This is a genomic window from Nostoc sp. LEGE 12447 (assembly GCF_015206985.1).
In the GTDB taxonomy this organism is placed as follows: domain Bacteria; phylum Cyanobacteriota; class Cyanobacteriia; order Cyanobacteriales; family Nostocaceae; genus Nostoc.
The window spans coordinates 24,270-47,756 of the sequence record NZ_JADEXT010000035.1 but is presented as its reverse complement, the minus strand read 5'-3'; the positions used below and the strand labels follow the sequence as shown (position 1 = coordinate 47,756).

Genomic DNA, 23,487 nt, shown 5'->3' with positions numbered 1-23,487 from the left:
ATTACGCCACAGTGCCAACAAAATTTCGTAGGCGATCTTCTCCCCATGCCCCCTGCCCCCTGCCTCTTTCTCCCCCTCATCTCTACATCAACCCCATCTCTTGCAACCCCTGGCGTAGTCTTTTCGCCTCTTCGGGATTATATCTTTCATGAAGGGCGATCGCTTTTCTAAAAGCTGTTAAACTCTCTTGATGATTGCCAACTTTGAGCAACACTACCCCTAAATTTTGATAGGCTTCGGCATAGTTGGGATTTAAGGTGATTGCATGTTGATAATATACGATCGCATCTGTAAATAAACCCAAAGCCTTAAATGTCATCGCCAAATTATAATGTCCAAAAACAAAATTAGGATCAATTTTTAAAGTTGTGGCGTAAGCTGTTTTGGCACCGTTGAAATCTCCTGCTGCTTTGAGTAAGTTACCCAAGTTGTTGTATGCTCCTAATTTGAGCATGGGATAAATTGGCAATTTGATAGCAGCTTTATAGTGAGAAATCGCCTGTGGAGATTTTTGCAAGCGACTGTAAGCAATGCCTAAATGATAGTGGAGTTCATATAAAATATCGTAATTTTCTTCAGCAACGCTGATTCCATGTCTGAGCAACTCCATACCTTCGGTAATTTTCCCTGTTTCTACATACAATGCCCCTAATTTACTGCAAACATAAGGGTCATCGGGATGAGTAGCAAGAAACCCTTCCATCGCGGTAGCTGCTTTGGCATATTTGTTATTTTGAGCGATCGCACTTTTTTGATATCCTGTGTGTACAAGTGCGACCCCAGGTAAATAACCTATTTGCCAATGGGGTTCTTTATTTACAATTGCTGACACGCTATCATCCACTAAGGCATGGTAAGGACGGTCAAAACGAATATCTGGATGATTGCGGAACAGCCTGGAAACCAAAGAATAGGGAGATTGTTCAGCACCTACTTCCTGGCGAACGAGGTTGATGAGCAGGTATTCATCTCTGGCGATCGCCTCTCGCAACTGCGGTACAATGCCTGGAGTCAAAGTTTCATCAGCATCTAAGACCAAAACCCAATCACCAGTGACATATTTTAAAGCTGCATTACGGGCAGCACTGAAGTCATTACACCATTTAAAATGATGAACTTTTGCACCGAGTTGTTGGGCAATATTGGGAGTGCGATCGATTGAGCCTGTATCCAAAACTACCATTTCATCCACCACTTTTCTGACACTGTTCAGGCATTTAGGCAGTGTTGCGGCTTCGTTTTTCACAATCATGCACAGACTCAAACTCATAAGTTAAAAATTGGGAAATGGGGAATTGGGAATGGGGAATGGGGAATTGGAAATTGGAAATTGGAAATTGCCAAGAGGAGAAAGAGGCAAGGAGAATTGGGGACAATGGGAAAGACTTGTTGCAAGATTCTCACTCAAATCACCTTGTCACCTGTTTGCCCTCATCTTCCTTATTACCCATTTCCTATTTTCATATTTAGATTTTGTGCAAAAATCAAGATTAACAAAATCAGTGAGTGATTCAATCTGGGAGAAAGGGTGAATTTAATGCAGGGTCAAACCATCGGTGGACGCTACCAAATTCTCACCCAACTGGCACAAGGGGGGTTTGGTACGACTTTCTTAGCTCAAGATATTCAAAGACCGGGGAATCCACAATGCGTTGTTAAGCATTTTAAGCCACTCTCTACCGATGTATACACTTGTCCATCAGCACAATGTGATTCATCGGGATATCAAGCCGGCTAATATTCGGCGAAGAACATCAGATAACAAGATAGTACTAATTGACTTTGAGGCTGTCAAACAAATTAGTACTCAGATGCCTAATTCTTAAGGACAAACAAGTTTTACCGTAGCCATTGCTACTCATGGTTATATGCCAAGTGAACAAGCTAGCTAATCGCACTCCACAATTGAGCAGCGATATCTATGCAGTGGGAATTATTGGTATTCAAGCCTTGACAGATGGATTCACGAGTATAAAAGACTCGTTAACGGAGTTCTGAGATGGATTCACTAATATCGAAAAAATACTAATTAACTGCTGAAGTGGCAGGTATAACAGCAAAGTTCGTTCAATTTATGCGATCGCACTTTGATATATAAACAGCGATACACAGGTTCTTTTATTAAGATGTTCACCAATTTGAAATCAGCGTATTTTCTCTAATGAAAGAAAAGTTATAAAAGAATACTAATGCCTATTCTTGTTGATGAATAGATTGCCGCTTGAGACGCTTCTGAGCGTACATTAATTCGTCAGACCTGGCAATTAGTTGTTCTAGTGACATATTACTTCCTGGTGAGTAACGCTCTATTCCCATACTCATCGAAAGTTCATAGCTACGGTTTTGCTGTTGATTAAAGTTGGCAATATTTACTTGCAGATACGCTTGGATGCTATCAGCATCCTTAAAGTAGCTGGAGATGAAAACAATGAACTCATCTCCACCCAAGCGAGCAACAATATCCGAGTTCCGAAAACTTTGCTTGAGTAATCGACCAGCATCAACAATTAAGGCATCCCCCATATCATGACCAAGGGTGTCGTTAATCTGTTTTAGCCCATCTAAATCAATGAAAATCACCCAGCACAACAATCTCATGCGGTGAGCAATTTTCAACTGTTGTTCAGCCATCACGAAGAAGCCACGTCGATTATGCAAACCTGTTAGATCGTCGGTCAGCGATAACTGCCTTCCTTCTATCTCTGATTGTTTACGGTTGCGAATTTCCTGAGTGAGTTCCATCTGAGCGATCGCTTGCCGAGTTAAGCGGCGCAGTGCATCCAACTGCTGGTAACTTAGCTGGCGAGGAACGGTGTCCATCACACACAACGTCCCTATTGGAAAACCATTAGGCGTAACTAGTGGCGCACCAGCGTAAAAACGAATTTTAGAATTACCTTTGACTAGAGGATTGTTTGCAAAGCGAGCGTCCTTGATGGCGTTGGGAACTACTAATATATTCTCTGGTTGCAGAATAGCATGGGAGCAAAAAGCCGACTCTCTGGGCGTTTCTCTAACTTTTAGTCCAATGTTAGATTTAAACCATTGGCGATCGGCATCCACTAAGCTAATTGAAGCAATTGGAGTTTTACAAATGTAGGCAGCAATAGCAGTTAGGTCATCAAATGCTTGTTCAGGTAGAGTGTCCAGAATATTGTAGTCTGCTAATGCTTTGAGCCTTTCTGCTTCATTTTTATATAGAGGAGCAACTGGTGTTTTCACAGATGAGTGTCCTCGCCTTAGCGAGGAAAGTCTGATACGCTGGAATTTTTGCAACAACCGCAGGGCTAACTCTCCAGCAACCAGGCTGCGTGATATAAATATCTCTGCAACGAAAATCAAAATTCGATTGAATATACAGAAATATTGTATTGCATGATGTTCTTCATGCCTTTGGTTTGCTCTGTTGTTCATATCACCCTAATTTTCACTGTGCAAATCCCCTGAGCATCTATATGCTTACAAGGTCTTCTACCCAAAGCCATGTTGAAAATTATCATTGTCAACTAAAAATTATCAAAACTTATCATACTGTCAGAGTTCCTATCAAAACTGGACATTTTTGATACTGATAGTTTGTTTGGATGCAGATAAATTCCGAGAGTTAGATTCCAACCCTCGGAACTCTCCTCTGGGTCTGTTCTTTGCCAAGGGATGCGCGAAGGAGAGCCCCAGAAAACTAAGCAGACTGACGGCAAAAATAAAAATGTGCGATCGCTTAATTTTGCAGTCCAGTCCCGATGATCTCTGCGTAGACGGCTATCCTGATTGATTGGCTTTAATCTCTAATTTTTCAAAAGCCGTAGTGGATGTAACTAAAACCAAAATATCACTAGCTTTCTTGGGGTGGGCAAAATTTTTGCTCTGACTCATCTACCACTTGCACAAAAGTTATTCTGGCTGCTTAATTCTGTTTTCAGTCACTTACCTTTATAGCAATTAGTTTGGTACAAAGCAGCGATTGATACGGTTTTAGTAATCGGTTTCAGCTTTGATCCTTGATAGGAAAGTAACATAAGCCGTAGAAAACTTATCAACAAATTCTGCCAATGGATAAATTTTACTCAAACTAAAATTGCTAATTTTACTCAGATAAAAATGCACACAACATTAGCAATACTGCGTTATCTTTGCTATGCAGAGATGAAGTTACAGTTTTTAGCACAATAATAATGGAGAAAGTAATGATTACTGAAGAAGACTTAGCTCAACAATTTACCCTTATTATGAAGCAATCTCACCCTACAGCATGGGAATTACTACGCCACTGCTATATAAAAGTGCTAAATTCTAGCTTAAAAGAAGCGTATACCGCTCATGCCAAACATATTAGGATTTACTGTCCTGACAGACTGATTGCTGCTGTAGTAGCAGAAAAAAATTTACTGATAGAAGTGGCAGAATCTCTGGGTCTAGTTGAAGTTGTTTGCCTGAATGCAACAAATCTGTTGCACGACCCCAAATCGCAGATTAGGAAGGCTTATCCTCAATTGTGGTTAGATTTGATGTGGATTGTTACGCAAAAGCAAGAATTATGAAACCTAGAATTATCTCTAGAATTAGTCTTTATACGACTCTAAAATCCCACTGCGAATCATTAGTTGTGGCCAAAACAACACAAAAAATCCCATCCACATCACTATAGGGATAGAGACGAGAATGGTTAGCCAGATAGTTTTAAATAGTAACCAGCTACCACTAATAATTGTTACACCTGTGAGAACTATAGACCAGGGCTGACACCACCAAGGTTTGTAGTTCCAAGGACTTATAGGCTTTTCTTCGGACATTTGTTTTATTTAATAAAACTCCAAATTTACCTTTGACCATTTTTAGGGTCAACGATCTACTAGGGTTCCAGAGTTGAACGCAATCGTTATCAATATTATCAAGGTTTTGGTAATATTCTTCAGAAATATAACAGTACAATCCAGATCAATTTTGGTTATTGTCCACCTCCGTAGACTCAGAAAAAATTAACAAGGGGATTTTGCCCCTTGTTATGAACCCGCGTAGGTGGGTAAAGCCTTGTATATACAATACTTTTCGGTTAAACCCAATAATCTCTCTTTTGGTCTGGGGAAAGGTTAAAGGGTAATGGGGAAAGGGAAATTCAAACCCTTTCCCCCAAAACCCGAAAAGTATTGCTTGTATATAAGCTTTTAACTACTTAGGAAAGCACTGCTGCTTCTAGCTTATCGGCTCTGTTCTTCAAGATGGTTGGTAATTCGCTGCTGAACGCTTCACCTTCAACCACTTGCGATCGGAAACCATCGGGCCCAACTGGAACGTCACCCGTGATGGTTGTGCGATAGAGGACGCGCTCAACTTCCAGATGATCCAGATCCTGTGGGGCTAAATGCGAGGTGGCGCGGTTATCCCAGAAGGCAATGTCACCGTTGTTCCATCGGAAGCGAGTGGTGTAGGCAGGCTTGGTGATTTGGTTGAAGAACAACTCAAGCAGCAGGTCGCTTTCTTGTCGTGACACGTCAAGAATGTGTGAGGTGAAACCAGGATTCACATACAATGCTCGTTCGCCTGTCTCAGGATGAACGCGTACTACTGGGTGGATTGAAACCAGTGGATTGGCAGCAATGCGCTGGGCGATCTTGCTATTGCTGGGCAGATTCAAACGCGCATTGAAGCGATGTTCAGCTTTCAATCCGTCTGCAAGCGCCCGCAGGGGTGCTGATAAACCCTCGTAGGCTGCGACCAAATTAGTCCACTGTGTGTCACCACCGAAACTAGGAACGTTAACTGCACGCAAAATCGATGCCGCAGGTGGATTGACAACTGCTGTCACATCGGTATGCCAGCGACTCTCGTAGCTGGAACGCCGTAGACCATTGCGCCGTTCGTAACGGCTGCGGTCAATTGGTAAGATTTCTGAGAAACCTTCTACCGGCTCATCTTCGTGGGGATGTGCGTAGGTCACTTCGCCGAAACGAGCCGTGAATGCAACCTGTGCAGCATGATCGATGTTCTGACCGCGAAAGAACACGACTTTCCACTTCAATAGCGCTTGACGAATTTCTTTAACTGCATCATCGTGCAAAGGACGTGAAAGGTCTACGCCACTGATTTCAGCACCAATGAAACCAGCTACCTGTTTGACTTCAATGTGTTTGTTAGTCATCTGAATTCTCCATAGTTTGATTCATAGGGCGGTGTTCACACTCGTCCGTTCCCTTTGGTATTTTGTTTGCACTTTATGCCTACATCCCAAAGGAAGCGATGCCTACGGCTGGCTACGCCTACGCATTTGAAAAACATTATACGTTAAATCTATCGATTTGCAGTAGTATAAAAATATCGAATTTTAAACTGCCTAACCATCTGCACCCTGTGGGCTTGCTACAGATGACTTTGGGCAACTTAGCCTTGCTTTAATTTCTCTCTTTTTTAAGGGGGCTTAGGGAGGATAAAGCCTTGATCTAAACGTAATTATGTCGTGCATTTAATTGGCACAACTAGGGCGGACAAGATGTCCACCCCACAAGAGATTTATTTTTTGGGGGATGCAAATTATAAAGATTTCTGAAGCTTAAGAAAGTTTAAGCTGTAGAAGCCTTTATACTCCAACCCGTTTTTGAAATTACGAATTATTCGTTAAGTATTTCCAACAACTGCGCTTCGCTTAACTGTGTAATTCCCAAAGAGACAGCTTTTTCTAATTTAGAACCTGCATCTTCTCCTACTACCAAATAATCTGTTTTTTTACTCACCGAATCAGTCACTTTACCACCAGCTTTTTGAATCAAAGCCTTTGCCTCATCTCGCTTTAGGGTTGGCAATGTGCCTGTAACTACAAAAGTTTTACCTGCAAACTTTTGATTACCATCACCAACTGTTTTTGTTTCTTCTGGGGCAGTTAATTGCAATCCTTCTGCTTGCAAGCGTTCTATCAATCTTTGGTTGGCATCAATCCGAAACCACTGGTACACAGATTGGGCAATTTCAGCACCGATACCGTAAATTCCTTCAATATCTGATTGCTTTGCTGTTGCTAACTGTTCTACGGTGAAATATTTCTGAGTCAACAATTGGGCATTCACACTGCCAACGTGACGGATACCTAAGCCATACAATACCCTTGACCAAGGTTGATTTTTTGATTGAGCGATCGCATCAATCAATTTTTCTGCTGATTTTTGCCCCATCCTTTCTAATGCACATAACTTATCTGCTGTCAACTCATATAAATCGGCAACGGAATGCACTAAAACTTTATCAACGAGTTGATGCACTAGCTTTTCGCCTAAACCTTTAATATCCAAGGCATCACGACTTACCCAATGTTCAATAGAACCTTTGAGAATCGCTGCACAGGAAGCATTGACGCACCGAGTTACCGCCTCACCTGATTCTCGCACCACTGCTTGATCGCAGACAGGGCAATGGGTGGGCATAACGAAGGGTTCAGTGTCAGCAGGACGGAGTTCTTTGAGTACCCTCACGACTTCTGGAATGATTTCTCCAGCTTTGCGGACAATAACAGTATCCCCAATGCGGATATCTAATTGAGCAATGCGATCGCTATTGTGTAAAGTCGCGCGAGAAACTGTTGTCCCCGCCAGTTGTACAGGGCGCATCTCAGCTAACGGCGTTAACGCCCCGGTTCGTCCGACATTTACAGCAATATTTTCCACACGGGTGGGTGCTTCTTCGGCGGGGTACTTTAACGCGATCGCCCAGCGAGGAAATTTCTGGGTAAACCCTAGCTGTTCCTGAAGTTTAAAAGAATTCAGCTTTACTACCACCCCATCAGTCATGTAGGGTAAATTCAGGCGTTCCGTATCCCAATATTCATAATATTTTGCCACTTCTGCGATCGAGGCACACAATTTATGGTTTGGGTTCACTTGAAAACCCATCTTTTCTAACAACTCCAACGCTTCCCATTGGGTATTGGCAATACTGGTGTCATCTCTACCAGGAATGTGCAGAGTATAGCCAAAGAAAGCTAACCGCCGTTTAGCGACAATGCGCGAGTCTAGCTGTCTGAGTGTACCAGCTGCGGCATTCCGGGGGTTGGCGAATAATTGCTCACTGGCTTTTTGCCTTTCTTCGTTAATTTGTTTAAATACTTCCAAAGGCAAAAATGCCTCGCCTCGCACTTCCACCCTTTCGAGAATTTCTAACCCTTCAAAATTTAAACGCAAGGGAATTGAGCGAATTGTCCGCACATTTTGGGTGATATCTTCACCTGTCACGCCATCACCCCTAGTTGTCCCCCTAACTAAAATGCCATTTTGGTAGGTAAGAGCCAAAGCAGAACCATCAATTTTCAGTTCAGTGACATATTCCACCGAATCTATTTTCGGTACTTGTCGCCGCCAACGCTGTTCCCACCCTTGCAACTCATCAATATTAAACGCATTTTCCAGACTGTACAGGGGGATATTATGCCGCACCGAAGTAAACTGCGTTGCTGGTCTCTCACCCACGCGCTGAGTCGGGCTATCGGGTGCTGTCAACTCTGGATATTGAATTTCCAGTTGTTGTAATTCTCGATATAGCTGGTCATAGACTGCATCCTCCATAATTGGAGTATCTAGGACGTAATAAGCATAGCTGGCTTGTTGCAATAACTGGCGCAATTCTTCTGTGCGCTTTACTTCCGGCTTAATCTGTGTCATTAGAATAATTACAAAATATTTAGCGAATAAAATTTTAAAGATAATGAAGCCTATTGTTTGGATAGCCGCGACTAACCTGTGAAATCAAGGCTTTCATGAATTAATCTTTCATATTATATTCTACCCAAATTGGATGTCTTGGTAGGCGATCGCTACAACAAGGGCAAGGAAGTACCGGATATCTTTCGGCAACTTTCATTACTAGTGATGCCAATACGGTTCGGTTAAGGGAAGAGACGCGATAAATCGCCGTCTCTACAAAGGACTGATGATTGTAAAGACGGCGGTTTATCGCGTCTTTGCGATCTATAACTTTCATCAAAAAACCTTATTCGAACCGTATTTAGAGTGATGCGATCTTGATCGTTCCCATCTCATAAATATGGATCAATAACCATAGAACCCATTCTTATTGGCTGGGTAATAAGATGTTTTTAAAGTCAATATAAATGTATTTTGTACTAAGCTTATTTGAGCTCATGTTCTTCTCAGTGAGTTAAAATACTTTTTCTTTAAAGTGTAAGAAAGTGCAAAGCACAAAATAGAGAGTATCGCGCCTTTAATTAGCTATCATCGGCAGAAAATAAGCTAAGAATACATAGTAAAGTTATGCCAAAGATATACAAATAAAAGTTCGGTATTTTGAATTCAGGAATCATCTGTAAATCTTGGGTATCCACAATTATCAGCATCGCTACCTGGGTATTGCATAAAAAATAAATGCAAACCTATTTAGTTAGTGCAGCCCACAAATTTACATTTTTATTTTACTAATATGTTCATACGTTCTTTAACATTTACTGCCTCTAGTGCAGCGTTACTTGCAACTTTAGTCAGTTCTGCTTTTGCCGCTCCCATTAACTTTGCTAATAGTGTCAGCAATAGTGAGACAAACACAAAGGTAATTGCTCAAAATGTTGCCCAATTACAGAGAATACCCGATGTCAGAAGACAAGCGATCGCTAACGGACAAGACCGATATGCCGCTATTTGGGTGAAGTCTGGTAGTGGGGCTTGGGAAGCGCGGCATGGATTGACCTCAGCCCAATATCAAGCTACTTTTGACAAACTAGTTGGCGAAGGATATCGGTTAGTTGATGTCAGTGGTTACAGTGTGAACGGACAAGGCCGATACGCTGCTATTTGGGTCAAGTCTGGCGGCCCAGCTTGGCAAGCGCGACATGGATTAACCTCAGCCCAGTATCAAGCGACTTTTGACAAACTAGTTGGTGAAGGATATCGATTAGTTCACGTTAGTGGTTATGCTGTGAACGGACAAGACCGATATGCCGCTATTTGGGAGAAGTCTGACGGCCCAGCTTGGCAAGCGCGACATGGATTGACCTCAGCCCAGTATCAAGCTACTTTTGACAAATTGGTTGGTGAGGGATATCGGTTAGTTGATGTTAGTGGTTATGGTGTTAACGGACAAGACCGATACGCTGCTATTTGGGTGAAATCTGGTGGCCCTGCTTGGGAAGCGCGACATGGATTGACCTCAGCCCAGTATCAAGCGACTTTTGACAAACTAGTTGGTGAAGGATATCGATTAGTTGACGTAAGTGGTTACAATGTCAACGGACAAAACCGATACGCCGCTATTTGGGAAAAGTCTGGTGGTTCAGCTTGGCAGGCGCGACATGGATTGACTTCAGCCCAGTATCAAGCTACTTTTGACAAACTGGTTGGTGAAGGATATCGATTAGTTGATGTCAGTGGCTATTAGTACAACATCTCCAATTATCATTGCACACCGAGGCGCTAGCGGCTATCGTCCAGAACATACTTTAGCTGCTTATGAATTAGCGATTGCATTGGGTGCTGATTATATTGAACCTGATTTAGTTTCCACCAAAGATGGTGTTTTGATTGCTCGTCACGAAAATGAGATTTCTGAAACTACTGATGTTGCAAACCATGCAGAATTTGCTTACCGACGAACCACCAAAATAATTGATGGCGAATCAAAAGCTGGCTGGTTTACTGAAGATTTTACCTTGGCAGAAGTGAAAACACTACGAGCCAAAGAGCGAATTGGGCAACTGCGATCGCAAAATACCGCTTATGATGGACTCTTTGAAATTCCTACGCTACAAGAAATCATTGATTTAGTGAAGCGTAAAAGTGCCGAAATTAATCGTGCGATCGGCATTTATCCAGAAACAAAACACCCAACTTACTTTAAATCTATTGGGTTAGCTCTAGAACCACCCCTACTTGCAACTTTGACAGCCAACGGTTATGAGGGCGCTAATGCACCTGTTTTCATTCAGTCTTTTGAAGTGAGTAATTTACAAGATTTATCTACAAAGACTGATTTACCTCTGGTGCAATTGCTGAATAACAGTGGTAAACCTGATGATTTTGTTGTTAGTGGCGATGAACGCACTTATGCAGATTTAGTTACTGCATCAGGTTTAAAGGAAATTGCTAAATATGCAAAGGCGGTTGGGATTCATAAAAATTTGCTGGTTCCTAGAGATAGTAGTGGTAAATTGCGATCGCCTACATCTTTAGTAACTGACGCTCATGCGGCTGGTTTGCTGGTTCATGTCTGGACTTTCCGCAATGAAGACTGGTTTTTGTCACTGGATTTTCAAGGAAATCCCCAAGGGGAATATGAACTATTTTTCAGCTTAGGTGTTGATGGCGTATTTAGTGACTACCCGGATACGGCTTCTACTGTGAAGGAAAATCTTCGATTGTAAATCTTGTTCTTCGTAAAAGTTTTAGTCATGAAAAATTAGATTCCCGACTTCTTAAAAAAGTTGGGAATCTGAACTCCTGATTTTCACAAACTCGTCATCACCTGAGCTAGTTGATTAGATAAATCAATCCCCGGATTCTCTGATTTTGTAAATAAAACGCCAGCTAAAAAATAATAATCGCCAGAATAAAAAGCCATTTTGTTTTTTCGGAGTTCTTCTATGTGTTTTTTTACTTTAGGCTCCGAGCTATAGTAGCCGAACTGCAAAGGTACTACCATGAAATTTTGAACATAATAACCATTGTATTTTGCTATATTCAACGTATTTATGGGATTAGAAAAGCTAGATATTAAAACCAAGACATTTTCATAATCTAACGACAAAAGATCATTGGTAACTGTTGCTCCATCTACACCCCCAAATAAGAGTGGTATATAAATATCGTCATCTGGTGCGGGTAGATAGGGTGGATTGGCTACAAGATACTCGGCATCTGGTTGAGAAGAATTAAACAAAGATGAATTATGGATTATATATTTATTTGTGAGATTGTATTCATCGATGGTTGAATTGGCAACTTTCCATGCAGAAGTATTTAATTCAAATCCCTGGATTATGCCATTAAAGTTGTTTCTCAATAAGGAATTAATTACAGGGCTACCATCTCCTGAACCAAACTCCACAATAGATTCAGAACTTTTACAATTTCTGATCACAAAGCTTTCTAAACAGTTTGAGTAGAAATTGGATTCTTCAGGACAAAAAAAGATATCTTTCATTTGACTGCAACCAATTGGTAATGTATAATAAGCAGGAAAGAAATTATTTATTACCTTGTATTAAGGCAATAAGAAACTGTTCCTTTAGCAAGGTGTTGCTAAAGAAATGTTTTTGCAGGTAAATTAGATATAAAATGACTTAAAAATGTCAAATTAAAATTCTAAAATCTGCTATTTTTAGTTTTTGGGATTTCTCTTTACATACGAGTCAGACTGATTGTTTTGCTTCGCGTATCGATCGCACAACAGCAGTAGCGGCGCGATCGCCCATTAGTTTCTCCTGGTCATACCCAAGCAGGAGTTCCCAGGCATTTTTGGGATACTGTTCTGCTAAAGACAAAGCAACATCATCTAACATCCAACGACCGTGGCGTTCATCTTCCCTGATGTGCAGTTCCCAATAACCCATCGCCGCCTCTGACAGTCCCAATCGTTGCGCCGCCGCCAGATAGTTTTTATAAGCCGCAGGGCCAGCCACCTCAAAATATGTTAATGCACCACAATAACGTAGGAAATAGCGTTTGCGATCAGTGGTCAAAAAATTATGATTAGCACAAGCTAGAACTTCCCAAGGCACTAAATCGAAGTATCCTTCTGGTGCAGTGTTCATCCCAAATTTAGCCAGCATTTGGGCAAAAAATGTCGAGTGCTTGCGGGATAAACGACCATTGCCGTATTCTTCTAGTAGTACTCGCACCAGCGTACACTGCACTTCATTAGCAGCACCACCCAATACATAGCAAAGACGACTACCTTCAACCAAGCCATCAAAAGAACCGATCGCTAGCAAGTGACGATAGCCAGCTTCAGTCATATCCTCACGAATATAGCGGCTACTATCCGACAAAGGCGGATTTAAATCGGCGGATGCACGCTCAATTAAAGCGTGTTTGACATCCAATTGTTGCAGCGCTGGTAAATCTATCTGTGCCAGTTCCCAGTTTTGCCAAGCAGCCTCAATTTGATCGCGACATGAGGATAAATAAAGCGATCGCTCATTGGTATAATGCTGCAAATCGTCGTACCAAAACAGTTTTAGCCGATTAATTCGATAAAGTATCCGTTGCAGAAAACGGTGAGCCTGTTCATCAGAGCGATCGTTTTTATAGGCGGCACGAATTGCTGTTGAGAGCGCCTGTTCAAACTCACTAGCTATTGCAGGTTTTACATCCAGCTTACGATCCAAATCCTCCATTGCTAGCAATTCTATAAATTGCTCCTCGGCACGGTCGTACTTGGTAATTGTTCTTTCTTCTGTTCGGGTGCTTTTTTTCGCAGCCCCAGTATTAGGAAATATAACTAAATTGCTTTGCATGGAATCTTCGCTAGCTTTGGAAAAGTGAGAAATTAGTTTCACCTCTAATACCTAGGTTTCCACACCAGTAGCTTTCTGTACCTCTTTCCCTGGTTATAAACAAAGATTAAGTTTCAAAAGAAGGATATTGGGTATTGGGCATGGCGCATTGGGCATTGGTTATTTCCCCTACTCCCCTGCTCCTCTGCCCCCCTGCTCCCTCTGCCCCCTGCCCTACTCCCTACGGTGCTTTCGGCTGCTGCTCAATCGCCTTACTTGGCGGAATCTCCTCAAGAGGAATCAGTGCTTCGATTACTGACTTAACAATTGGTGCGGCAACAGTAGAACCATAAGCACTTTCTCCTTTTGGCTCATCCACCAGTGCAAACACTACATAGCGAGGAGATTCTACTGGTAAAATAGCCACGAAGCTTGTCATTCTAGCACCCTTGATGTAACCACCATTAGGACTAGCTTTTTGGGCTGTACCAGTTTTACCAGCAATGCGATATCCGGGAATTTGTGCCGCCTTACCACTGCCTTCATTAACAACAGTTTCCATCATTTCTACGACCTTTTGAGCTGTTGCGGCTGAGAAAATTTGCCGTGATACAGTGCGAGTGGGTGAATCATGCATCTGCCCTTTGGTATCAATCAACCCGCGCACTACATGGGGTGTAACCAATTTACCGCCATTGGCTAAAGCACCGTGCATTTGCACTAGCTGTATGGGTGTCATCGAAAAACCTTGCCCAAAGGAAGTAGTAGCTGGTTCAATTGGCGAAGCAATAAATTCTTCTTGACTTTTGAGCCGACCGCCAACTTCAAAAGGTAAATCTGTATCAACTTTTTGTCCTAATCCCAAGCGTTCTAGCCAGTTGTAGTAGATTGAAGGCTTTAAGCGTTGGATAATTTGCACCATCCCAATGTTGCTGGAATATTGTAAAATCTGAGCGATACTGATTCGCCCATTACCATTATTCATCGCATTTTTGATGGTGTAATTAGCTACTCGAATAGAACCGGAGTCATTAAACATATCATCCGGTTTGATGACACTATTTTCCAGAGCGATCGCCACATTCAAAGGCTTAAAAGTCGATCCCGGTTCATAAAGATCCGCCACCGTCCAGTTTTTGAACAGCGAGATATTAGCTTTAGCGTATTCATTAGGGTTATAGGTAGGCTGAGAAACGAGGGCGAGTAAGGAACCATCCAACGCATCCATTACAATTACCGCCCCACGTTTAGCATCAAACTTCTCCATTTGTTGTTTGAGTGCCAGGCTAGCAATCCGTTGCAGACGGCTATCGATTGTGAGTTGCAGCCGCAAATCATCAAAATGCAGAAAACCTTCTGGTGCATGATCCGGCATCACGGCTCCATTACCAGAGCGACTGAGGCGCACCGTTTGCACAGGACGTTCTAACAACTTCTCTTGAGAATATTCCACACCTGCTTGACCACGACGGTCAACATTCACATAACCCACCACATCAGCAACCAAATCGTCTGGCGGATAATATCGGGAGTATTTTTGAATTAACTCTAAGCCATTTAAACGCAAAGAAGTCACGCGATCAATAATTTCTTCCGGTAGGGCTGGGGCAAGTATAATTCCGCTTTTTTTGCTTTGAAAAGTTTTCACCAATTCAGCAGTATCTTTGGCCAATATTGGGGCAAGTCGCTCTGCCATCTCTTCATTAGACTTATCAAACAGCTTGGGATGAGCGTACAAAGTATATACAGGACGATCAATCGCCAACAGTTCACTATTGCGATCTACCACTGGGCGACGGGGCATAAAAGGTCGCAAATCCACCATTTGCTGGTTCCGCGCCTGCTCTGTTAATTTTGTCCCCTTGACAATTTGCAAGTTATATAACTTGATACCTAACCCCAATCCTGCTGCCATTAATACGCCCCAGACGAGGAACAGCCGGGAATTGGTATTGGATGTTTGATTTTGGATATTAGAGGCAAGTGTCCCCAACAACCCTCGTTTAGAACCCTTCTGCTGCTTTTTGAATCCTGGATTCCGAGACTTTTTTAATCTTGTTCTGCTTGGTAATTTTTGCATTGCCTACTCAGTACCAAATTACTTTTCGGAGTCAAAAGTCCAAACTTAAAGTTAGTTACTCCATAACTCCTGTACAAACGCGATTAATCGCGTCTCTCCTAACTCTTAATATCCAAGTGGTGATAGCGTTTGCCGTTGCGTTTCCGAACTTGGCGTTATGTTAGGCGTTATGTTATTAGATGATGCTGGCTTAGGATTATGAGGTGCTGGAGACAAGAAAATCATTCCTTGAGGGGTTGGCAATACTAGCCCTGCTGTTGATTGTTCTGCTTCCTTAGCCATTCTATTTGTCAGCGTGGCGTTGGTTGTCGTTAGTAGCCGCTCATGACGTTGGAGGTTTTGCAGTCTACGATACGACTTACTCCAAAGCTCTTGGGAATATACTGTCCAGCCATAAACAGCAAGTGTCGATGCTACTACCAAAAACGCCAAAACTGTCGAATAACGATGAAATGTGTACAAGCGCAACAACCATAAAGGTACGGCTCCAGAATTAGGCATTGTGGGAAGTCCAAGAAAATCTCCCCCTGAACTTTTCTGAGTCGCACTGGACTGCTCATTGAGATTTGGTAACTTTTGTCTACCCAACTCTTTCACCGATTTGGGCATAGCTGCCTTATTTGTGGCAGAAACCGCTAAATTTTTTGAGGAACGCTGTTGTCTTTGAGAGGATAAGGGTGTGGCTTTGGTCGCTGGTGTAGCAGCGCTCTGTGCTACCGAATCTATACGCGCACGTCGCCTTCCTAAAGAAAACATAGAATCTCGCCAGAACCAATTACCCTTTCCAGAAACAGCAGATTTACGAGCAACTACCATAAATTTTTGAGATTGAAAATACTGTACTTTAGATTGATTTTCTTGATTGTCTGTTTTTGATAGGGTTAAGACTTACTTCTGTGCAACAAGCACACATAACAGACTACACCCTTTTAACTGTTCTGATAGATAGCTGTACCAATGTTTGCATCCTCTAGATATTGCAATGTTTGCAATCAGCGATTAGCAACTGGACAGCTTACCCTTTAGAGATAGCACCTAAAGTATGGCAACGCCGGGCAGCAAGGTGCAATACTCTGTGAAAAAAATAAAATTTTTTGTTATGATAGCTCGGTTTGCTAGAAAATTTGGTAATTTCCTTTTTGCTTCGGAGTTAAGAGAAACTAATCAGATAGCTGTATGAGACATACTGCCAAAAAGAATATCCCAAAGGATTATTTTTTTAAGTATGTAATCTCACAGCATTAAAAAAAAAGCAATAAATACGGTATCGTATTCAACAGGCGAAAAATTTTTCTAGCCACAATTGGTGAAAGAGGAGTTATGAAAACAAAAATCTTTGGTTTGGCTGTAATCTTAAGTTTAGCTACAATTCTGGGAGCCTGCGAAGGCGGTGGTGATGGTGGTACTACTCCTGGTGGTACTCCTGCTGCTACAGGTGAACCAACTGATGCGCCTCCCGCTACTAAAATCACACCTGCTGCTACACCTGCGGCTACACCTGCTGCTACTCCTAAATAAGGCATCTTAAGCTTTTAGCTTTAGTTGAAATCATGCCCAAAACAGCTTAGTAACAACGCTCGTCACCACATAGCTTGAATTAATAGGTTTATCTAGAAACCTTTATCTTTCTTTTGGTGTATCAGAGCCTAGAGTTTGCTCAAATATCAGCTAAGTAGGGCAGCAATAAAAGGACACTGGTGATGAGGATTACCTCGTCAACCAAGTGTCCGCCTGAAAATTCTCGCCTGACCGAGCCTTATTCCAAGTAAAAGAGAGTTTATTTCTGTAAATCTAAGCCATCTTGTGGGCAAAATACTTCCATGATTTAGTGTTTGGAATAGCTTAAACTCCTGAGTTTTGAGAGGACAAAAGAATTCATTGCGATCGCTGGCAATTGCTCAAGAGCATTCCCTGTAGTCTATTCTGTATTAGGACAGACCTAGTGATGTTTCTTGATATTGCCAGATTTTTATTGGGAAAATTTATAACTTTGGGAATTTGGTACTGGGAAATAGATTTTCATGCTGCGTTGTGAATGCAGTTCAGGATATGGGGAGAGTTAAAGCGAGAAAGGCAGTAAAATTTCTGAGCTTGTTTGTGATTAGTGCAACTTTTTTTGTGGTAAGTGGCTATTGGACATCATCAGTCGTTATAGCATTACCGCCACCAGAAGATACACCAGAAGAAATATTACGGACAAAGATTATTATAGAAGCGCGATCGCCAATTGATGGAAGCTTCCTAACAGCTGCCGAATACATTCAATTACAAGCACAGCTTCAAGAAGCCCCACCACCAAAACTAGATCCCAAAATTCGGGAACAGATTTTCTTGCTTCGCCTACGTAAAACCTTACTTCAGTTTTTCCCATTTTTAAATTTTTGATAAATTCCCCATTCCCCATTCCCCATTCCCCATTCCCCATTCTGATGTACGATAACGGTGGCGACAAAATTGCAAATAAATGTAAAGAATATATATAGATATTAAAAAAGTAGATTTAGTCAATCACGTTATTTCACTTAGGTAGCTTCATGTCCATGACCACGATCGCCCCTGAACAGGTTAACAGCATCGTTTGGAATCAGCATAACGATCCCTTTGAAATACTAGGTTCTCATCCCATAGAACAAGACGGCAAAACTGTCTGGGCTGTGCGGGCCTACTTACCAAATGCAAGTGCAGTATGGGTCGTTCTTCCTGAACAACGGAAAGAATACCCAATGCAAACAGTGCATCATCCTCACTTTTTTGAATGCACTATTGAAACCGCAGAACTGGCAAACTACCAGTTACGGATTAAAGAAGGGGAACATGAGCGTGTTACTTATGATCCTTACGCCTTCCGTTCTCCTAATTTGACAGATTTTGATTTGCATTTGTTTAGTGAAGGCAACCATCACCGAATATACGAAAAACTGGGAGCGCACACCACGGAAATAGGCGGCGTTAAGGGCGTTTATTTTGCAGTTTGGGCACCCAATGCTCGCAACGTTTCATTGTTGGGAGATTTCAACCTCTGGGATGGGCGCAAACACCAAATGCGTAAAGGGCCAACCGGGGTTTGGGAATTGTTTATTCCTGAAATCGGTGTGGGAGAGCATTACAAATATGAAATCAAAAATTTTGAAGGACACATTTACGAAAAATCCGATCCCTACGGTTTCCAGCAAGAACCCCGCCCGAAAACGGCATCTATTGTCACTGATTTAGATGCTTACAGTTGGGATGACGAAAGCTGGATGGAAAAGCGGCGGCACACTGACCCCCTTACCCAGCCCGTCTCAGTTTATGAAGTGCATTTAGGGTCTTGGTTACACGCTTCGAGTGCCGAACCGGCTAAACTGCCAAATGGTGAAACTGAACCAGTAGTTATCGTTTCGGAACTTAAGCCGGGCGCACGTTTCCTTACCTATCGGGAACTAGCTGACCGACTGATTCCTTATGTCAAAGAATTGGGATACACCCATATAGAAATGTTGCCCATTGCGGAGCATCCCTTTGATGGTTCTTGGGGTTATCAAGTAACTGGGTACTATGCCCCGACTTCTCGTTTTGGCACCCCCGAAGATTTCATGTATTTTGTTGACAAATGTCACCAAAATGATATAGGGGTAATTGTGGATTGGGTTCCGGGTCACTTCCCCAAAGATGGACATGGTTTAGCTTTCTTTGATGGTAGCCATCTCTACGAACACGCTGACCCCCGCAAAGGTGAACACAAAGAATGGGGTACTTTGGTGTTCAATTATGGTCGCCATGAAGTTAGTAATTTCCTAGCAGCTAATGCCCTCTTCTGGTTCGACAAGTATCACATTGACGGGATTCGTGTGGATGCTGTTGCCTCAATGCTCTATAACGACTATTGTCGCAAACCAGGAGAATGGTTGCCCAACCAGTACGGCGGCAGAGAAAACCTAGAAGCAGCAGATTTTCTGCGTCAGGTTAATCACATTATCTTCAGTTATTTTCCCGGCATTCTCTCGATTGCTGAAGAATCTACTTCCTGGCCAATGGTATCTTGGCCCACCTACACAGGCGGACTGGGCTTTAACTTGAAATGGAATATGGGTTGGATGCACGATATGCTGGATTACTTCAGCATGGACCCTTGGTTCCGCCAGTTCCACCAAAACAATATCACCTTTAGTATGTGGTACAACCACAGTGAGAACTTCATGCTGGCTCTATCCCACGATGAAGTGGTGCATGGCAAGAGCAATATCATCGGTAAAATGCCGGGGGATACATGGCAGAAGTTAGCTAATATCCGTTGTTTATTTAGCTATATGTTTGCTCACCCAGGTAAGAAAACCATGTTTATGAGTATGGAGTTTGGGCAGTGGAGTGAGTGGAATGCTTGGGCAGATTTGGAGTGGCATTTATTGCAGCATGAAGCCCACCAACAGTTAAAAACGTTTTTCCGGGAATTGAACCATCTCTACCGTTGTGAGCCTGTTTTGTACACCCAGGATTTTGCTGAACCGGGGTTTGAGTGGATTGATTGTAGTGATAATCGCCATAGTGTAGTTTCCTTCATCCGTCGTGACAAGGATTCTGATGATTTTGTGATCGTGGTTTGCAATTTTACACCGCAACCCCATTCTCACTACCGCATCGGTGTACCGCAAAAGGGATTTTATACTGAGTTATTCAATAGTGATGCACGCCAATATGGCGGCAGTAACATGGGTAACTTAGGCGGGAAGTGGACGGATGATTGGTCTTTGCACAGTCGTCCCTGTTCGCTAGATTTGTGTTTGCCACCTTTGGGTGTGTTGATTCTCAAGTTAGATAAGAAGAAGACTGCTGAGGTAATTGGATAACAATTTTGGGTGGGCGATGCCCACCCAATAATAAAATTTTTGCCATTTTCTCATTCCCTGCCTGACAAGCAGAGAATGAGAGAAAACTAACTTGCTGCTATATTGCCCCAACCTATGTAGGGTAATTTTGCAGCTGTTGTCCGAACTTGGCTAGCATTCGCCACCAATTGACCGCAAGCATCCCAAGTCCCAGAAATAAATGTGCTTCTTGTACCTTCACCGATCGCAACTTGGGCAGTATAATCATCAATTTGCACTTGCAAAGTTTCCAGATTCACTGTTACGGCCGCTTGAGGATTGGCAGCTACTAACTCTTGCAGTTGTTTAACAGTAACAGCGTCGGCTGTCAGACAAGGTATACCCATTGCCACACAGTTACCGAAAAAGATTTCTGCGAAGCTTTCACCTATTAAAGCTTGGATTCCCCATTTTGCGATCGCTTGGGGTGCGTGTTCCCGTGATGAACCACAGCCAAAGTTACGGTTGACTATCAAAATATTTGCGCCTTGATATTGCGGTTGGTCAAAGGCATGTTCACCTTTAAGTGCTGTCCGGTCATCAATAAACGCACCTTCACCTAACCCATCAAAGGTAACGGCTTTTAAATATCGCGCGGGAATGATGCGATCAGTGTCTATATCATTGCCCACTAAAGGTATACCGCGCCCTGAAACTGTTTTAACTTCACTCACCATAAACTTTATTTACCTATCATTTCAATGACAGCCTGTTAATCTCTACAAATGACCAATGACAAATGACCAATGACAAATGACCAAAAAATTACAGCAACTCGCGCACATCAGAGACTTCGCCTTTAATCGCAGCTGTGGCAACCATCGCCGGACTCATTAACAATGTCCGACCAGAAGAGGAACCTTGTCTGCCTTTAAAGTTGCGGTTGGAGGAAGAGGCGCTGATTTGTCTTCCTTGCAGCTTATCGGGGTTCATGGCCAGACACATGGAACATCCCGGTTCACGCCATTCAAATCCAGCTTCCTGAAAGATTTTATCCAGTCCTTCAGTTTCCGCCTCTTGTTTTACCCTTTCAGAACCGGGGACAACAAAGGCTTTGATTCCCTCGGCAACATGGCGACCTTTGGCGATTTTCGCCGCTTCCCGTAAATCACTAATTCTGCCGTTGGTGCAACTACCAATAAAGCAGACATCTATTTTGGTACCCTTGATGGGTTGACCGGGATATAAATCCATGTAGCGGTAAGCTTCTTCGGCAATAAATCGGTCTTCTTCGAGCAGTTCTTCTGGTTGAGGCACTAACTGGTTGACACCGATACCTTGACCAGGAGTAATCCCCCAGGTGACAGTGGGAGAAATTTCAGCAGCGTCGAATACGACTACATCATCGTACTGGGCATTAGCATCGCTCTTGATGGAATCCCACCAAGCCACTGCTTTATCCCAATCTGCATTTTTGGGAGCAAAATCTCTGTCTTTGAGGTAATCGTAGGTGACTTGATCTGGATTGACATAGCCGCATCTAGCACCGCCTTCGATCGCCATATTGCAGACAGTCATCCTCTCTTCCATATTCATTTGTTCAAATGTCGTACCTGCAAATTCGTAGCCATAACCCACACCACCTTTAACGCCAAGGGTGCGGATGATATGCAGTATGACATCTTTGGCGTAAACTCCTGGGTTCAGGTTGCCGTTAACTTCAATTTTGCGGACTTTTAGTTTTGAGAGAGCGAGGGTTTGGGAAGCGAGAACATCCCGGACTTGACTAGTACCGATACCAAATGCGATCGCACCAAATGCCCCATGACTGGAAGTATGGCTATCTCCACAAGCGATTGTCATTCCTGGTTGAGTCAGTCCGAGTTCTGGAGCGATGACATGAACTATACCCTGACTACCAGAACCGATGTTGTAAAAAGTTATATTATTTTCTTGGCAGTTATTTTCGAGCGCCTGAATCATCTCCTCTGCCAAACTATCAACAAAAGGACGTGCCTGATTTTCTGTCGGCACAATATGATCGACTGTGGCAACAGTCCGCTCTGGAAACAGTACTTTTAGACCCCTCTCGCGTAACATAGCAAAGGCCTGGGGACTGGTGACTTCATGAATTAGGTGAAGCCCGATAAATAGTTGCGTCAGCCCAGAGGGAAGTGTACCAACGGTGTGTAAGTCCCAAACTTTATCAAACAGGGTACCTTTGCTCATACGTAAATTAATATTTCAAGAGTCCGGTCTTAAATAGTATCAAAAAATAGTCTAATTTTTTCTAGATCGCTTCATAATATTAGTGACATTTTTGCACTCTTATTCCTCTGTGTCACGCCAGATGCGACAACGGGAAGGCAGTCCGTTTCCTTTGGGTAGGCAATGTCCGCTTTTGGTCTTCCGTAACTCATCCGTAAGTCCTAACTAATATTTAAAGCCTCCATCCCGAAGAGATGCGATGTTACGGGTATCCTGGTGATGCCCAGTGTGGAATGCTGGTAATAAAGTTGCTAAAACTACGCTTGTAGTAGAAATTGCCTGATTTTGCTCCTTTACATTACTTTAGAGACAGTGTTTGAAAACTCAGCTTAATTCTTCTAGTAGAGGAGAGAGCTAATTAAAAAGCCATATACTGCAATTACCAAGCAATAGTTTGATCGGCTCCTAATTAAAGACCTATTAGGAGCTTTTTTTAATTGATATTTTTTAAGTGATTATCTACCTGTAGGGGCGGTATATATAGAAAATCGTAGTTGCAATTAAACTATTCCTTATGGATATTAATTATTGATTCTGATGGTAGATGGATTCAAAAGATCAAGATTGATAATATGTATTCGTTGAGTAAAAAACCTTTACCGAATTAATAACAATGAATATTCTTGCTTGGATTGTTTTAGGTCTAATTGCTGGTGCGATCGCTAAAGCTATCTACCCCGGTCATCAAGGTGGCGGTATTCTAGGAACAATTTTATTAGGAATTATCGGCGCGTTTGTTGGTGGTAGTCTTGGAGTGTTTTTCAGTACAGGAACGTTAAGTTTAGCAGCACCGACTCTCAGCATTCCGGGTATTGCAGTAGCAGTTCTTGGTGCAATCGTTGCAGTTTTCCTGTGGAATCTATTAACAAATCGCAGTGCGGTATAGAAGCATAATTGCTGACAATAACTGAAGGTAATTTAGCAAATTTATTTAA

General features: G+C 42.5%; 22 protein-coding genes. 10 read left to right on the top strand and 12 right to left on the bottom strand.

The window, feature by feature from the left end; all coding sequences use genetic code 11:
- Nucleotides 1-82: 82 nt before the first annotated feature.
- Nucleotides 83-1,270: a glycosyltransferase gene (locus IQ274_RS27120; protein ID WP_175586941.1), complete on the bottom strand. Its 1,188-nt coding sequence runs from the start codon at nt 1,268-1,270 to the stop codon at nt 83-85.
- 258 nt (nt 1,271-1,528) lie between these two features.
- On the opposite strand from IQ274_RS27120, the gene IQ274_RS37810 reads away from it, so the two are divergent.
- The 3 genes from IQ274_RS37810 to IQ274_RS37800 are packed head-to-tail and all read left to right on the top strand — an operon-like array spanning nt 1,529 to nt 1,998.
- Nucleotides 1,529-1,738 carry a hypothetical protein gene (locus IQ274_RS37810; protein WP_322745351.1) on the top strand — a complete coding sequence of 70 codons (210 nt, stop codon included), beginning with the start codon at nt 1,529-1,531 and terminating at the stop codon, nt 1,736-1,738.
- Nucleotides 1,683-1,826: a protein kinase domain-containing protein gene (locus IQ274_RS37805; protein ID WP_322745348.1), complete on the top strand. Its 144-nt coding sequence runs from the start codon at nt 1,683-1,685 to the stop codon at nt 1,824-1,826. The genes IQ274_RS37810 and IQ274_RS37805 overlap by 56 nt, the downstream gene beginning before the upstream one ends.
- A 49-nt stretch (nt 1,827-1,875) precedes the next feature.
- Nucleotides 1,876-1,998 carry a hypothetical protein gene (locus tag IQ274_RS37800; protein ID WP_322745347.1) on the top strand — a complete coding sequence of 41 codons (123 nt, stop codon included), beginning with the start codon at nt 1,876-1,878 and terminating at the stop codon, nt 1,996-1,998.
- 195 nt (nt 1,999-2,193) lie between these two features.
- Here IQ274_RS37800 and IQ274_RS27110 read toward each other — a convergent pair whose 3' ends face one another.
- Entirely contained in the window at nt 2,194-3,414 is a 1,221-nt protein-coding gene (locus tag IQ274_RS27110) for a sensor domain-containing diguanylate cyclase (protein WP_163936426.1), read from the bottom strand.
- A 770-nt stretch (nt 3,415-4,184) separates the two neighbouring features.
- Between IQ274_RS27110 and IQ274_RS27105 the strand changes: the two genes are divergently transcribed.
- A complete protein-coding gene (locus tag IQ274_RS27105) occupies nt 4,185-4,538 on the top strand; it encodes a hypothetical protein (RefSeq protein ID WP_163936429.1) in 354 nt (117 codons plus the stop codon).
- Between the two features lie 21 nt (nt 4,539-4,559).
- On the opposite strand, the gene IQ274_RS27100 is transcribed toward IQ274_RS27105, so the two are convergent.
- From IQ274_RS27100 to IQ274_RS27085, 4 genes are all read right to left on the bottom strand, one after another.
- On the bottom strand, nt 4,560-4,790 hold the full coding sequence (locus IQ274_RS27100; RefSeq protein WP_012407001.1) for a DUF6737 family protein: 231 nt from the start codon (nt 4,788-4,790) through the stop codon (nt 4,560-4,562).
- A gap of 380 nt (nt 4,791-5,170) precedes the next feature.
- A complete protein-coding gene (locus tag IQ274_RS27095; protein WP_190934254.1) occupies nt 5,171-6,136 on the bottom strand; it encodes a TauD/TfdA dioxygenase family protein in 966 nt (321 codons plus the stop codon).
- Nucleotides 6,137-6,602: 466 nt separating this feature from the next.
- Complete coding sequence (gene ligA / locus IQ274_RS27090; protein WP_194144032.1) at nt 6,603-8,639, bottom strand: NAD-dependent DNA ligase LigA; 2,037 nt, start codon at nt 8,637-8,639, stop codon at nt 6,603-6,605.
- Between the two features lie 100 nt (nt 8,640-8,739).
- Nucleotides 8,740-8,958, bottom strand: coding sequence for a hypothetical protein (locus IQ274_RS27085; protein ID WP_194144031.1), 219 nt, complete (start codon nt 8,956-8,958; stop codon nt 8,740-8,742).
- Between the two features lie 456 nt (nt 8,959-9,414).
- Here IQ274_RS27085 and IQ274_RS27080 point away from each other — a divergent pair, with 456 nt between their 5' ends.
- Nucleotides 9,415-10,365, top strand: coding sequence for a hypothetical protein (locus IQ274_RS27080; RefSeq protein WP_194144030.1), 951 nt, complete (start codon nt 9,415-9,417; stop codon nt 10,363-10,365).
- Nucleotides 10,349-11,347 (top strand): glycerophosphodiester phosphodiesterase, encoded by a 999-nt coding sequence (locus IQ274_RS27075; RefSeq protein ID WP_194144029.1) that lies wholly within the window; start codon nt 10,349-10,351, stop codon nt 11,345-11,347. Before IQ274_RS27080 ends, IQ274_RS27075 begins: the two co-directional genes overlap by 17 nt.
- A gap of 83 nt (nt 11,348-11,430) precedes the next feature.
- On the opposite strand, the gene IQ274_RS27070 is transcribed toward IQ274_RS27075, so the two are convergent.
- From IQ274_RS27070 to IQ274_RS27055, 4 genes are all read right to left on the bottom strand, one after another.
- The gene (locus tag IQ274_RS27070) at nt 11,431-12,126 is read right to left on the bottom strand and encodes an SAM-dependent methyltransferase (protein ID WP_194144028.1); all 696 of its coding nucleotides are present in this window, start codon (nt 12,124-12,126) and stop codon (nt 11,431-11,433) included.
- A gap of 208 nt (nt 12,127-12,334) precedes the next feature.
- Nucleotides 12,335-13,441: an iron-containing redox enzyme family protein gene (locus IQ274_RS27065; RefSeq protein WP_194144048.1), complete on the bottom strand. Its 1,107-nt coding sequence runs from the start codon at nt 13,439-13,441 to the stop codon at nt 12,335-12,337.
- A gap of 220 nt (nt 13,442-13,661) precedes the next feature.
- Nucleotides 13,662-15,500: a peptidoglycan D,D-transpeptidase FtsI family protein gene (locus IQ274_RS27060; protein WP_194144027.1), complete on the bottom strand. Its 1,839-nt coding sequence runs from the start codon at nt 15,498-15,500 to the stop codon at nt 13,662-13,664.
- Nucleotides 15,501-15,605: 105 nt separating this feature from the next.
- A complete protein-coding gene (locus tag IQ274_RS27055; RefSeq protein WP_163939386.1) occupies nt 15,606-16,316 on the bottom strand; it encodes a hypothetical protein in 711 nt (236 codons plus the stop codon).
- 504 nt (nt 16,317-16,820) lie between these two features.
- Between IQ274_RS27055 and IQ274_RS27050 the strand changes: the two genes are divergently transcribed.
- From IQ274_RS27050 to glgB, 3 genes are all read left to right on the top strand, one after another.
- Nucleotides 16,821-17,018 carry a hypothetical protein gene (locus IQ274_RS27050; RefSeq protein WP_163939384.1) on the top strand — a complete coding sequence of 66 codons (198 nt, stop codon included), beginning with the start codon at nt 16,821-16,823 and terminating at the stop codon, nt 17,016-17,018.
- A 531-nt stretch (nt 17,019-17,549) separates the two neighbouring features.
- Complete coding sequence (locus IQ274_RS27045; protein WP_194144047.1) at nt 17,550-17,885, top strand: hypothetical protein; 336 nt, start codon at nt 17,550-17,552, stop codon at nt 17,883-17,885.
- Nucleotides 17,886-18,034: 149 nt separating this feature from the next.
- The gene (gene glgB, locus IQ274_RS27040) at nt 18,035-20,326 is read left to right on the top strand and encodes a 1,4-alpha-glucan branching enzyme (RefSeq protein WP_194144026.1); all 2,292 of its coding nucleotides are present in this window, start codon (nt 18,035-18,037) and stop codon (nt 20,324-20,326) included.
- A gap of 86 nt (nt 20,327-20,412) precedes the next feature.
- Here the strand turns inward: glgB and leuD are convergent, their stop codons facing one another.
- Together leuD and leuC are read right to left on the bottom strand one after the other, a co-directional pair.
- Nucleotides 20,413-21,021, bottom strand: coding sequence for a 3-isopropylmalate dehydratase small subunit (gene leuD, locus IQ274_RS27035; RefSeq protein WP_194144025.1), 609 nt, complete (start codon nt 21,019-21,021; stop codon nt 20,413-20,415).
- Nucleotides 21,022-21,109: 88 nt separating this feature from the next.
- Nucleotides 21,110-22,513, bottom strand: a complete 1,404-nt coding sequence (leuC, locus tag IQ274_RS27030) for a 3-isopropylmalate dehydratase large subunit (RefSeq protein WP_163928189.1) — start codon at nt 22,511-22,513, stop codon at nt 21,110-21,112.
- 652 nt (nt 22,514-23,165) lie between these two features.
- Here leuC and IQ274_RS27025 point away from each other — a divergent pair.
- On the top strand, nt 23,166-23,438 hold the full coding sequence (locus tag IQ274_RS27025) for a GlsB/YeaQ/YmgE family stress response membrane protein (protein WP_012406985.1): 273 nt from the start codon (nt 23,166-23,168) through the stop codon (nt 23,436-23,438).
- Nucleotides 23,439-23,487 lie beyond the last annotated feature (49 nt).